The 12,382-nt window shown below is 59.8% G+C and carries 11 protein-coding genes; 3 read left to right on the top strand and 8 right to left on the bottom strand.

All coding sequences use genetic code 11. The annotated features are described in order from the left end of the window. Window positions 1-3 precede the first annotated feature (3 nt). A complete protein-coding gene (locus tag ACQRAX_RS08850) occupies window positions 4-474 on the bottom strand; it encodes an Lrp/AsnC family transcriptional regulator (protein WP_412040044.1) in 471 nt (156 codons plus the stop codon). A gap of 126 nt (window positions 475-600) precedes the next feature. Between ACQRAX_RS08850 and ACQRAX_RS08845 the strand changes: the two genes are divergently transcribed. The 3 genes from ACQRAX_RS08845 to ACQRAX_RS08835 all read left to right on the top strand — a co-directional run bounded on the left by ACQRAX_RS08845 (window position 601) and on the right by ACQRAX_RS08835 (window position 3,100). Continuing rightward, window positions 601-921, top strand: coding sequence for a hypothetical protein (locus tag ACQRAX_RS08845; protein WP_412040045.1), 321 nt, complete (start codon window positions 601-603; stop codon window positions 919-921). 99 nt (window positions 922-1,020) lie between these two features. Next, window positions 1,021-2,730: a GspE/PulE family protein gene (locus ACQRAX_RS08840; protein WP_412040046.1), complete on the top strand. Its 1,710-nt coding sequence runs from the start codon at window positions 1,021-1,023 to the stop codon at window positions 2,728-2,730. Window positions 2,731-2,782: 52 nt separating this feature from the next. Next, window positions 2,783-3,100 carry a DUF2388 domain-containing protein gene (locus ACQRAX_RS08835; RefSeq protein ID WP_412040047.1) on the top strand — a complete coding sequence of 106 codons (318 nt, stop codon included), beginning with the start codon at window positions 2,783-2,785 and terminating at the stop codon, window positions 3,098-3,100. A gap of 106 nt (window positions 3,101-3,206) precedes the next feature. On the opposite strand, the gene gcvP is transcribed toward ACQRAX_RS08835, so the two are convergent. The 7 genes from gcvP to ACQRAX_RS08800 form a co-directional block, all read right to left on the bottom strand. Continuing rightward, entirely contained in the window at window positions 3,207-6,080 is a 2,874-nt protein-coding gene (gene gcvP / locus ACQRAX_RS08830; RefSeq protein WP_412040048.1) for an aminomethyl-transferring glycine dehydrogenase, read from the bottom strand. An 81-nt stretch (window positions 6,081-6,161) separates the two neighbouring features. Beyond that, a complete protein-coding gene (gene gcvH, locus ACQRAX_RS08825; protein WP_412040049.1) occupies window positions 6,162-6,545 on the bottom strand; it encodes a glycine cleavage system protein GcvH in 384 nt (127 codons plus the stop codon). A gap of 46 nt (window positions 6,546-6,591) precedes the next feature. Continuing rightward, a complete protein-coding gene (gene gcvT / locus ACQRAX_RS08820; protein WP_412040050.1) occupies window positions 6,592-7,674 on the bottom strand; it encodes a glycine cleavage system aminomethyltransferase GcvT in 1,083 nt (360 codons plus the stop codon). 122 nt (window positions 7,675-7,796) lie between these two features. Continuing rightward, the gene (locus ACQRAX_RS08815) at window positions 7,797-9,419 is read right to left on the bottom strand and encodes an ABC transporter permease (RefSeq protein ID WP_412040051.1); all 1,623 of its coding nucleotides are present in this window, start codon (window positions 9,417-9,419) and stop codon (window positions 7,797-7,799) included. Between the two features lie 147 nt (window positions 9,420-9,566). Beyond that, window positions 9,567-10,568 (bottom strand): extracellular solute-binding protein, encoded by a 1,002-nt coding sequence (locus tag ACQRAX_RS08810; protein ID WP_412040052.1) that lies wholly within the window; start codon window positions 10,566-10,568, stop codon window positions 9,567-9,569. 103 nt (window positions 10,569-10,671) lie between these two features. After that, entirely contained in the window at window positions 10,672-11,889 is a 1,218-nt protein-coding gene (locus tag ACQRAX_RS08805; protein ID WP_412040138.1) for a 2-octaprenyl-3-methyl-6-methoxy-1,4-benzoquinol hydroxylase, read from the bottom strand. 9 nt (window positions 11,890-11,898) lie between these two features. Then, window positions 11,899-12,381 carry a DUF4442 domain-containing protein gene (locus ACQRAX_RS08800; protein ID WP_412040053.1) on the bottom strand — a complete coding sequence of 161 codons (483 nt, stop codon included), beginning with the start codon at window positions 12,379-12,381 and terminating at the stop codon, window positions 11,899-11,901. Between the last annotated feature and the right edge of the window lies 1 nt (window position 12,382).

The raw sequence follows: 12,382 nt of genomic DNA, 5'->3' as shown, positions 1-12,382 counted from the left end.
GCTCTAACGCAGCACCGGCAGACTCGTCGTGGACTTGATTTCGGACAAGGCCACGATCGAGTTGACCTCCTGGATCCCCGGCACCATCGACAGCTTTTCGAAGAAGAAACGCTCGTACGCTTCGATGTCCGGGGTGACAATGCGCAGCAGAAAGTCCACCGCGCCCATCAGCACATAACACTCAAGCACTTCCGGGAAACCGCGAATCGCTTCAGTGAACTCGGTGAAGTTGGAGCGCCCGTGGGCATTGAGTTTGACCTCGGCGAAAATCTGCGTGTTCAGGCCAATCTTCTTGCGGTCGAGCAAAGTCACCTGGCCGCGAATCACCCCCTCTTCCTTCAAGCGCTGAATCCGTCGCCAGCACGGTGACTGGGAAAGCCCTACGCGCTCGGCAATCTGTGCACTGGACAGAGACGAATCTTCCTGTAACAGAGCCAGGATGCGACGGTCGTAGGCGTCCAATTCGCTTTGCATAGTAATTCCCCAATTGTACATTTGTGCGAATTGATCAATTCAAAAATTCGCCATATCAGCTGATCATAGAGAAAAAATACCCGCCTGCGCATGTGAAAATTTCTCGCACTGACCCCGGAGAATTCCATGAGCGCACTCGAACGCTTTGACAGCCCTTTTACCCCTCTGCGCGACGACGTCTGGGCTGCTGTCAGCGCCCATAGCTGCGTGTATTACCAACTGTCGGTCGAGGCCGAACCCGACAGCCTGTGTCGGCTGCTGAACCTGTTCGCCTTGCAGTTCCTCACCCCGCACAAAGTGCTCATGAACCAACACGGCGATATGCTCAACGTCGAGATCGAGATTGCCGGCCTGAGCTGGCATCGCGCCGAGCTCATTGCGCAAAAAATGCGCAATTTGATCTGTGTCAATGAGGTCAGCCTGCAGCTTGCCGAGCGCGCTGACTGAATTTGGCAACGCCTGGAAACGCATATCGGCCTTGCAATTGCCCACAGTCAACTACGCTTGTGATTGCCACCCCTTCAGGCAGCAAGGCAAGGACGCCATATGTCTGTCAGCACACAGGATCGCAGGCTGAGCCTGGACGGTCTCCTGACTGATTTACACAACGCGCGACTCATCACCCCGGACACAGCTCAGTCCCTAAAGGCCCAAGGTCTAAGCGCCGAAGTCCACCCTCTCGAACATATCGCCCGCCAACGCCTGCCTGACCCACGCCAACCCGGCCAGCACCTGAACCTGGAAATCCTGTGCCAATGGTTGGCTCAACATGCCGACCTGCCTTATCGGTACATCGATCCACTGCAGCTCGATCTTGCCGTCACCACCGAGCTGATGTCCGCAGCCTTTGCTCAACGTCACGGCATTCTGGCGATTGCGATCGATAGCCAAAGCGTCACCGTGGCCAGCGCCGAACCCTATGTCAGAGCATGGGAAAGCGATCTGGCCCAGGTGCTGCGTCGCCCGATCAAGCATGTGCTGGCCAGCCCCGTGCAGATTCGCCAGTTCAGCCAGACATTCTTTCACCTGGCCCGCTCGGTCAACGGTGCCAGTCGTCAGCCGTCAACCTCATCGTCACCTGGCAATTTCGAACATCTGCTCGAACTCGGCGGCAACAGCCAGCAACGGGGTGACGATGATGCTCATATCGTCACCATCGTCGATTGGCTGCTGCAATACGCTTTCGATCAACGCGCCAGCGATATCCATCTGGAGCCTCGACGAGACCAGGGCCATATGCGCTTTCGTATCGACGGCGTGCTGCACCCGGTGTATGAATTTCCGGCGCAGGTAACCCTGGCGATCATCAGTCGCCTGAAAACCCTCGGTGGCATGAACGTCGCGGAGAAACGTCGTCCCCAGGATGGCCGGATCAAGACCCGTCTGGAGGATGACAACGAGGTTGAGCTGCGCTTGTCGACCCTGCCCATCACCTTTGGCGAGAAACTGGTACTACGTATCTTCGACCCGCTCCTTGTGCAGCAGGACTTCACCCAACTTGGCCTTGATGGCGACGACCTCAGCCGTTGGCAGGCGCTGGTTGGCCAGCGTCACGGCCTGATCCTGGTCACCGGCCCCACCGGTTCCGGCAAGACCAGCACTCTGTACGCCACGCTCAAGTACCTGGCCACCCCGCAGGTCAACCTGTGCACCGTCGAAGACCCGATTGAGATGATCGAGCCCAGCTTCAATCAGCTGCAAGTGCACCCGGCGATAGACCTGGGCTTTGCCGAAGGCGCCCGCGCCCTGCTACGCCAGGACCCGGACATCATCATGATCGGTGAGATTCGCGACCTGGAAACCGCTCAGGTGGCCTTCCAGGCGGCGCTGACCGGCCACCTGGTGTTGTCCACCCTGCACAGCAACGATGCCTGCAGCGCCATCAACCGACTGCTTGAACTGGGTGTTGCAGCTCACTTGATCAAGGCTGGACTGATCGGGATCATGGCCCAGCGCCTGGTACGCACACTCTGCAATGCCTGCAAAGCTCCAGCCGTTATGGGTACAGCGGGCTATCAAGCCACAGGCTGTAATGAATGTCGGCACACCGGCTATCACGGGCGCACCGGTATCCATGAATTGCTGTGTCTGAACGAACGGCTGATCAGCCTGGTCCACAACGACACCGACCCGGCATTACTTCGTCGGAAAGCCATCGAGGAAGGCCTGCAAAGCTTGCAGCAGAGCGGTGCGCAAAAGGTAGCGAGAGGGCTGACCACAAACGCGGAAGTACTGAGGGTCGCAGCAGGGAACTAGACGCAGGCAAACCACTCCAAGCTGCCAGTTAATCAGTTGGAGTCCCCCCTCGATGCGTCTCAAATTTGCAGCTGCGACCCTTGCACTGCTCTCCCTGCCAATCGGTTCAGCCATGGCCGATACATTCTGGCGCAATGTCATCTCCTCCGGCGCGACCACCGCTTCGAGCTATCTGACGTCCAAGGATCACAAGCTGGTTGTCGCCACCCAGGACGATGCCAGCAGCTTTGTTGCCAGCCAAGGCGCTATCCGCGGGCCTTACCTGGAAGCCGCAATGCACAAAGTCCGGGCTGATAACCCCGGGCTTGAAGTGAGCGACATGGATCTGGCCAACGCGATTCTTGCCAAGAATGCCGTAGCGAGCCAGTAACGGTCGAACACTGTAGGAGCTGGCCTTGCCAGCGATGCAAACACCGCGCAACAGCTGACACTGCGCAGCTCCCATCGCCAGCAACGCTGGCTCCTACAGTCACCATTTACCGATAATCCTCCACCGGTACACAGGCACAGAACAGATTCCGGTCACCAAACACATTGTCCACGCGATTCACCGCCGGCCAATACTTGTGCAGGCGCGCATGCTCACTCGGTGCAACGCCCTGGGCAATGCTGTAGGGACGCTCCCAGATTCCCAAGACATCCGCCAAGGTATGCGGTGCATGTTTGAGCGGGTTGTCTTCCGCCGACCAGTTGCCATCCTGCACTTCACGAATCTCCGCACGAATACTCAGCATTGCCTCGACAAAGCGATCCAGCTCGGCTTTTGACTCACTCTCGGTCGGCTCGACCATCAACGTCCCCGGCACCGGAAACGACATGGTCGGCGCATGGAAACCATAATCCATCAGACGCTTGGCGACATCCTCCTCGGTTATCCCGGTTAGTGCTTTCAACGGCCGTAGATCAAGAATGCACTCATGGGCCACGCGCTCGTTACGCCCGCGGTACAACACCGGGAAGGCTGCGCCCAGTTGCTCGGCCAAGTAGTTGGCCGAAAGAATCGCCACTTCACTGGCATCGGCCAGTTGCGGGCCCATCATGGCGATATACATCCAACTGATCGGCAGAATGCTCGCACTTCCCCACGGCGCGGCGCTGACTGCGCTGTTCTGTGGATCTGGCCCGGGCACCGGGATCACCGGGTGGCTGGCCACGAAAGGCGCCAAGTGGGCCCGCACGCCAATCGGGCCCATTCCTGGCCCGCCACCGCCGTGCGGGATGCAGAACGTCTTGTGCAAGTTCATGTGCGAAACATCGGCGCCGATATCGGCGGGTCGGGTCAGGCCAACCTGGGCATTGAGATTGGCGCCGTCCATGTACACCTGGCCACCCTGTTTGTGGATAACCTCGCAGATCTCGCTGATGCCTTCTTCATACACCCCATGAGTCGAGGGGTAGGTCGCCATCAAACATGACAAGCGTTCTCCGGCGGCCTGGGCCTTGGCTTTGAGGTCGGCCAGATCAACGTTGCCCGCCTCATCACAATCTACGATCACCACCTGCATACCAGCCATCTGCGCCGACGCGGGGTTGGTGCCATGTGCCGACGATGGAATCAGACAAATATCGCGCTGACTCTGATGACGGCTGCGGTGATATTTGGCAATCGCCATCAACCCCGCGTACTCACCCTGGGCACCTGAGTTGGGCTGCATGCAGATAGCATCAAAGCCGGTGATCGCGCACAGCCAGGCTTCCAGCTCATCGATCATCGCCTTGTAGCCCTGCACTTGCGCAACAGGGGCAAAGGGGTGCAACAAGGCGAACCCTGGCCAGGTAATCGGGATCATCTCGCTTGTGGCATTGAGCTTCATGGTGCAGGAGCCCAACGGAATCATCGACTGGTTAAGCGCCAGGTCCTTGTGTTCCAGCTGCTTGAGGTAGCGCAGCATCTCGGTTTCGCTGTGGTGCAGGTTGAACACCGGATGGGTGAGAAAGGCCGAACGCCGCACCAGGGCTGCCGGAATGCCTTCGGGCAAGGCCTGGGCATCGAGGCTGGTGATGTCCAGGCCATGATCGGCACCGAGGAAAATATCGAACAAGCGCAGTACCGTGCTTTCGTCACAGGTTTCGTCGAGGCTGACACCCAACTGGCCCCGGCCGAGTATGCGTAAGTTGATTTGCGCAGCTTCAGCGCTTTCGATGATCGCCGTCTGGCTGCCACCCACTTCCAGCGTCAGGGTGTCGAAGAAGTGCTGGTTGAGGCGCTTGATACCTTTGCTCTCAAGGCCAGCGGCGAGAATGAAGGTCAGTGCATGCACCCGCTGGGCGATCCGCTGCAAGCCATGTGGCCCATGGTAAACCGCATAGAGCGCGGCGATGTTGGCCAGCAGTACCTGTGCAGTGCAGATGTTGGAGTTGGCTTTCTCGCGGCGGATATGTTGCTCGCGCGTTTGCAGGGCCATGCGCAGCGCCACGTTGCCGCGAGCATCTTTGGACACACCGATGATGCGTCCTGGCATCGCCCGCTTGAACGCATCACGACAGGCAAAGAAAGCCGCATGCGGGCCGCCGTAGCCCATCGGCACGCCAAAGCGCTGCGACGAACCCAAGGCCACATCGGCTCCCAACTCACCTGGCGGGGTTAGCATCAGCAGACTGAGCAGGTCGGCGGCCACACAGGCCAGGGCATGTTGCTTATGCAACTGCTCAACCATGGGCCGCAAGTCGCGAATCTCGCCATGGGTGTCGGGGTATTGCAGCAACGCGCCGAAGACCTGGTAGTTGGCCAAGTTATCCACCGCATCTACCACCAACTCGAAGCCAAAGCCCTCGGCGCGAGTCTGCAACACCGACAGGGTTTGTGGATGGCAGTGCTCATCGGCAAAGAACACATTGCTTTTCGACTTGGCCATACGCTTGGCCAAGGCCATGGCTTCGGCCGCTGCGGTGGCTTCATCGAGCAATGAAGCGTTGGCCAGGTCCAGCCCGGTGAGGTCGATGATCATTTGCTGGAAGTTGAGCAAGGCTTCCAGACGCCCCTGGGCAATTTCCGGCTGATACGGCGTGTAAGCGGTATACCAGCCTGGGTTTTCCAGGACGTTACGCAGGATGACGGTCGGCGTGATCGTGCCGTGGTAGCCCATGCCGATCAGGCTGGTCCACACCTGGTTTTGCTCGGCATAACCTCTGAGCTTGCTCAGGGCGGCCTGTTCGTCCAAGGCGGCAGGTAAGTCCAGCGGCCGGTTCAGGCGGATGCCCGGGGGGACGGTCTGTTCGATCAACTCACCACGACTGCCTAAACCCAGGGACTGCAGCATGGCCTGCTGCTCCGAGGCATCGGGGCCCAAGTGACGACGCAGGAACGGATTGGGGTCGTGCAGTTGGCTCAGGGACGGCGACTGGGACATAGCGGCTCTCTCTTCCTAGACCAAGCCCCGACCAACCGAGGCATATTGAGTCTAGGAAGAGATTGCCGCTTTGTGTGAAAACTATTCGCCGATGGCGGCTTTGTAGCCAGCGGCGTCCAGCAGCTTGTCCAGCTCAGCCTTGTCGCTTGGCTTAAGCTTGAAGATCCAGCTGCCATACGGATCGCTGTTCAGCGACTCAGGGCTGTCAGCCAGTGCTTCATTGACCGCGATCACTTCACCGCTGACCGGTGCATAGATGTCTGAAGCGGCCTTGACCGACTCAACCACACCGGCAGCATCGCCTGCGGCGAAGACTTTACCTACTTCCGCCAGCTCGACGAACACCACGTCACCCAGGGCTTCTTGGGCGTGGTCGCTGATACCGACAGTGATCGTGCCGTCGGTTTCCAACTTGGCCCACTCGTGGCTTTCAGCAAAACGCAGGTCGGCGGGGATATTGCTCATCTTGTTTTCCTCGATAGGGTAAGCGGTCAGCCCGCCAAAATTAGGTTCAGATCAGAATCTTGCCATGGCGCACGAAGGTCGGCTTGACCACCCGCACCGGGTACCACTTGCCGCGGATCTCCACCTCGGCACGATCGGCGGTTGCCATCGGCACCCGCGCCAGCGCAATGGATTTGCTCAGCGTAGGAGAGAAGCTACCACTGGTGATCTCCCCTTCGCCAATACCAGCGACGCGCACCACCTGGTGAGCACGCAAAACACCACGCTCTTCAAGTACTAAACCGACCAGTTTCTGCTCGACGCCCTGCTCGATTTCCGCCAGCAATCCGTTACGACCGATGAACTCCCGCTCAGCCGGCTCCCAGGCGACGCTCCAGCCCAAGTTCGAGGTCAGCGGGGTGTGATCCTCGTCGATATCCTGGCCATACAGGTTCATACCGGCCTCAAGGCGCAGCGTATCGCGTGCACCGAGGCCGCTTGGGGCGATCCCGGCACCGACCAGATCGTTGAAGAAGGCGGGCGCCTGCAGGGCGGGTAAAATGATTTCCAAGCCGTCTTCGCCGGTATAGCCGGTACGGGCAACAAACCAATCGCCTTCGGCTCGGCCTTCGAAGGGTTTGAGTTCGCGGATCAGGGTTGCTCGCGGAGCGCTTACCAACTCGGCGACCTTACTGCGCGCCTCAGGACCCTGGATAGCCAGGATGGCCAGCTCCGGACGCTCACTGAGTTCGATCTGGAACGCGCCTTTGTGGTCGTTCAGCCACTTCAGGTCCTTGTCACGGGTCGAAGCGTTAACCACCAGACGATAACCCTCATCGCAGCGGTAGACGATCATGTCGTCAACGACCCGGCCCTGCTCGTCCAGCATGGTGCTGTACAAGGCTTTGCCGGACTCAGCCAGACGATTGACGTCATTGGCCAGCAAACGCTGCAGCCAGGCACTGGCCTGGTCGCCATGAACATCGATTACGGTCATATGGGAAACATCGAACACCCCGCAGTCACGGCGCACCTGATGGTGCTCCTCGACCTGCGAGCCATAATGCAGGGGCATGTCCCAACCGCCAAAATCGACCATCTTGGCGCCTAGCGCCAGGTGCAGGTCATACAGAGGCGTACGCTGTCCCATGGGTTTCTCCTTCCGGGCGTGGCGAAGCTAACGGCTGTAGGTAACGTTGTAGCTACCCGGTCTGTAGGACCGGCCGCAGCGAATGCCGCGCATTGTAGCTGCAAGCTTGAAGGCTGGCACCCTCAGCGCGTTTGACCTACGTGCCGGGCTGAACGTCGAATCAGGCCGATGACTGGCAACAAGCCCACCAGAATCAGCGTCAAGGCAGGCAACGAAGCCCGTGCCCACTCCCCTTCGCTGGTCATCTCAAATACCCTGACGGCCAGGGTGTCCCAACCGAACGGGCGCATCAGCAAGGTCGCTGGCATCTCTTTGAGGACGTCGACAAACACCAGCAAGGCAGCGCTCAAGGCACCCGGCACCAGTAGCGGTAGATACACCTTGAAAAACAATCTTGGCCCACTGACGCCGAGGCTGCGCGAGGCTTCAGGTAGTGACGGGCGAATCCGCCCCAGACTATTTTCCAGCGGCCCATAGGCCACAGCAATGAAGCGCACCAGATAAGCCAGCAATAAGGCAAACAAACTGCCCAACAACAGCGGCCTACCGGCACCGCCGAGCCAAGTGGACAGTGGCACCACTAGCTGATTGTCGAGGTAACTGAAGGCCAGCATGATCGACACCGCCAATACCGAGCCAGGCAAGGCATAGCCCAAGTTGGCCAAGCCGACGCCAGCACGAATACCAGGGGTGGGAGCCTGCCTGCGGGCAAACGCCAAGACCATCGCAACACAGACAGTGATCAGCGCAGCCATGGCTCCCAGATAGAGCGTATGCAGGATCAGGCTGGTATAGCGCTCATCCAGATCGAAGCGCCCACGCGTCCAGAACCACACCAGCAATTGCAGCACCGGGATGACAAAGGCGCAGGCAAACACCAGCAAGCACCAACTGCTGGCCGCCAGCGCCTTGATGCCCCGTAGGTGGTACAACGCCTTGCCTCGTGGACGCTCATTGCTGCTACGCACCGCGCCACGGGCCCGGCGCTCACCGTACAGCACCAGCATCACCGCAAGTAGCAGCAAGCTGGCCAGTTGGGCAGCGCTCGATAGGCTGAAGAAGCCATACCAGGTCTTGTAGATCGCCGTGGTGAAGGTGTCGAAATTGAACACCGACACCGCGCCAAAATCGGCCAGAGTCTCCATCAGGGCCAACGCGATACCGGCACCGATGGCCGGGCGCGCCATCGGTAGCGCCACCCGCCAGAAGGCTTGCAGTGGCGAAAGGCCGAGCACCCTCGCCGCCTCCATAAGGCCTTTCCCCTGGGCCAGGAACGCGGTACGGGCAAGCAGGTAGACATAGGGGTAGAACACCAGCACCAGCACGATGATCACCCCACCGGTGGAGCGAACGCGCGGCAAACGCATGGGCCCGAATGCCTCACGCAGCAATGTTTGCACAGGGCCGGCAAAGTCCAGCAAGCCAACAAAGACAAACGCCAGCACATAGGCGGGGATGGCAAATGGCAGCATCAGTGCCCAGTCCAGCCAGCGTCGTCCGGGAAATTCACACAGGCTGGTGAGCCAGGCCAGGCTCACGCCCAGCACCGTAACGCCCACTCCAACCCCGACAATCAGGGTCAAGGTGTTGCCCAACAGGCGGCTCATCTGGGTATCGAGCAGGTGCGACCAGATCTGCATGTCGACCGACTGCCAGGACAACAGCAACACACTCAGCGGCAGCAGCACCAGAGCGGCGATGGTGAAAACCAGGGGATACCAGCGGCGTTGGGCGGGGTGAGCCAAAAGGAAATCTCTGTGGGAAAGATTGCGACCGCGTTGCGGTCGATCACGGGCATTGCCAGCCCCCACCGACAGGATGACGTCAATGTGGGCGCTGGCAATGCCCGCGATTGGAGCCCGCTAGGGCCCCACAAGGATAAAGCCTGGCGCTTAGTTCCAGCCAGCCCGATCCATCAGGCGAATTGCCTCAGCCTGACGCTTACCGGCAATTTCAACCGGGATGCTGTCAGCCTTGAACGAACCCCAGGCCGCCACTTCTTCCGATGGCGCCACTTTCGGGTTGGCCGGGAACTCCTGGTTTACGTCAGCGAACATTTTCTGTGCCTCTGGACCGGTCATCCACTCGACCAGCTTCTTCGCTGCTACAGGATGTGGCGCATATTTGGTCAGGCCAATACCCGACAGGTTGACGTGCACACCGCGATCGGCCTGGTTTGGCCAGAACAGCTTGACCGCCAGCTTCGGGTCTTCCTTGTGCAGGCGACCGTAGTAGTAGGTGTTGACGATACCGACGTCGCACTGACCCGCGTTGATTGCTTGCAGCAAAGCGGTGTCATCGGAGAACACGTCGGTGGACAGGTTATTGACCCAGCCCTTGATGATTTCCTCGGTTTTCTTCTCGCCGTGGGTTTCGATCAGGGTCGCGGTCAGCGATTGGTTGTAGACCTTTTTCGCCGTGCGCAGGCACAGACGGCCTTCCCAGTTTTTGTCAGCCAGGGCTTCGTAGGTACTCAACTCTTCAGGTTTGACCCGTTCGGTGGAGTAGGCGATGGTCCGCGCGCGCAGGCTGAGACCGGTCCAGTCATGGGACGAAGCGCGGTACTGAGCAGGAATGTTCTTGTCGATCACCTCAGACTTGATCGGCTGAAGGATGCCCATCTGCTCAGCCTGCCAAAGGTTACCGGCATCGACAGTAAGCAGCAGGTCGGCGGTGGCGTTCTGCCCTTCGGCCTTGATCCGCTGCATCAGCGGCGCTTCCTTGTCGGTGATGAACTTGATCTTCACCCCGGTCTCTTTAGTGTAAGCGTCGAACACCGGCTTGATCAGCTCGTCGATGCGCGAGGAATACACCACCACCTCGTCCGCCGCCTGGGCGGTGCCGCCCAACAGGGTCAGAGCCAGGGCGGCCAATACGTGCTTGCGTGGCAACATGGTGCAGTCCTCGGAGTTCAAATAGAGGCGCAAATGGTAGTTAATCCCATTTGCCTTCTCAACCGAACTCACTGGGGAGGCGTTACCAGATGTTACGGCGGCGTCAGGCCCGCGCCAATTCCGGCAAATCGCCGCTCAAGCCCAAGGCTTGACGGACGAACACCGCCTTGGCTTCAGGCAATTGCTCAACCCATTTCAGACCACTGTTGCGCAACCAGCGCAGCGGCAGCGGATCGGCCTGGAACAAGCGCTCGAAACCTTCCATAGCCGCCATCAGCGCCAGGTTGTGCGGCATGCGCCGCCGCTCAAAGCGGCTCAACACGCGCACATCTGCCTGCCGCTCACCGCGCTCGTAGGCATGCAGCAGTTCTTCGGCCAGTACTGCCGCGTCGAGAAAGCCGAGGTTCACCCCTTGCCCAGCCAACGGGTGAATGGTGTGCGCAGCGTCACCAATCAGCGCCAGGCCTTCGGCCACATAGCGCTTGGCATGGCGCTGGCGCAGCGGCACACAAAGTCGTGGGTCGGTCTCAAGCACGGCCCCTAAGCGGCCTTCAAAGGCGCGCTCGAGTTGTGCACAGAAATCCGCGTCGTCCAGCTTCATCAGGCGCTCGGACTGTTCAGGTGTTGTCGACCAGACGATCGAGCACCAATCTTGCTGGCCATCGCGCAGTAATGGCAGGAACGCCAGCGGCCCATCATCGGTAAAGCGTTGCCAGGCGGTCGCCTGATGCGGCTGAGCACAACGTACGCTGGTGACAATGGCGTGGTGAAGGTAATCCCACTCACGCGTCTCACACCCCGTCAGGCGCCGCACAGCAGAGTTCGCGCCGTCAGCGGCAATGACCAGTGGCGCACGCAAGGTGCGGCCATCGGCAAGGGTCAGCAACCACTCGTTACCGGAGCGACGCATCTGCTCCAGACGGGCGTTGGCCAACAGGCCGATCTCGCTGTCATGCAGGCGTTCCAGCAGGCCATCCTGCACCACCCGGTTCTCGACGATGTGTCCCAACACCTCGGCATGCACGCTGGCCGCCGAGAAATGGATCTGACCGGTGCCGCTACCGTCCCAGACACGCATGTCCGAGTAAGGGCTGATACGTCGCTGTTCAATCCCCGGCCAGGCACCCAGGCGTTCGAGAATGCGCTGGCTGGCCATCGACAGGGCACTGACCCGTGGCTCGAAGGCAGATTGCTCATCAAAGGGTTTGACCGACAGTGAACTGCCGTCGAGCAGGAGAATCTCCAGGCCACTGTGCTGCAAAGCCAGGGCCAGGGCGCTGCCGACCATACCGGCACCGACAATCAACAGATCTGCGCGCATTTCCATGCCTTAAGCCTGTCTCGCTTGCGGCTTGAGCCGCACGTAAAGGGTTTTGTCGACCTGCGCCACCAGCTCACCGGCAGCGTCACGGATATCGACCTGAAGTCGTGGCAGGTACTTCTTGCCGCCTGCGGTGTGCTCGCGAATCTCGGCAAGCAGCGCGTCATCAATACGCAGGTCGGCAAACACCGGGCCTTTGCCCGGTGCAATAAAATCGATACTGGCAGCCTTGTCCCAGACGATGTACTCGCGGCCCAGCAGCTCCATTAGCATCAGCATGTAGAACGGATCGACCATCGAATACAGGCTGCCGCCGAACTGGGTCTGGACATAGTTGCGATTGAACCAGTGCAGGCCCATGCGCACTTTCACCTGACGCAGGTCGGGGCTAATGCTTTGTACCCGAATGCCCGCGCCGATATACGGCGGATAGAGGTTCAGCATCCAGCGCAGCATGCGCGCACGCCGAGCCAGTTTGCGCGGGTCGCTCATA

The sequence above is a fragment of the Pseudomonas sp. UM16 genome (genome assembly GCF_050312595.1).
Lineage (GTDB): Bacteria > Pseudomonadota > Gammaproteobacteria > Pseudomonadales > Pseudomonadaceae > Aquipseudomonas.
Note: the sequence above shows the minus strand (reverse complement) of the source record. Positions and strands in the feature narration are given on the sequence as shown.

What these genes read in the sequence shown, in the direction of transcription:
- ACQRAX_RS08800 (WP_412040053.1), bottom strand. Translation starts at nt 12,381, where the DNA reads ATGAGCGACCCGCGCAAACTGGCTCGGCGTGCGCGCATGCTGCGCTGG.
- ACQRAX_RS08805 (WP_412040138.1), bottom strand. Translation starts at nt 11,889, where the DNA reads ATGCGCGCAGATCTGTTGATTGTCGGTGCCGGTATGGTCGGCAGCGCC.
- ACQRAX_RS08835 (WP_412040047.1), top strand. Translation starts at nt 2,783, where the DNA reads ATGCGTCTCAAATTTGCAGCTGCGACCCTTGCACTGCTCTCCCTGCCA.
- ACQRAX_RS08845 (WP_412040045.1), top strand. Translation starts at nt 601, where the DNA reads ATGAGCGCACTCGAACGCTTTGACAGCCCTTTTACCCCTCTGCGCGAC.
- gcvH (WP_412040049.1), bottom strand. Translation starts at nt 6,545, where the DNA reads ATGAGCAATATCCCCGCCGACCTGCGTTTTGCTGAAAGCCACGAGTGG.
- gcvP (WP_412040048.1), bottom strand. Translation starts at nt 6,080, where the DNA reads ATGTCCCAGTCGCCGTCCCTGAGCCAACTGCACGACCCCAATCCGTTC.
- ACQRAX_RS08840 (WP_412040046.1), top strand. Translation starts at nt 1,021, where the DNA reads ATGTCTGTCAGCACACAGGATCGCAGGCTGAGCCTGGACGGTCTCCTG.
- ACQRAX_RS08850 (WP_412040044.1), bottom strand. Translation starts at nt 474, where the DNA reads ATGCAAAGCGAATTGGACGCCTACGACCGTCGCATCCTGGCTCTGTTA.
- gcvT (WP_412040050.1), bottom strand. Translation starts at nt 7,674, where the DNA reads ATGGGACAGCGTACGCCTCTGTATGACCTGCACCTGGCGCTAGGCGCC.
- ACQRAX_RS08810 (WP_412040052.1), bottom strand. Translation starts at nt 10,568, where the DNA reads ATGTTGCCACGCAAGCACGTATTGGCCGCCCTGGCTCTGACCCTGTTG.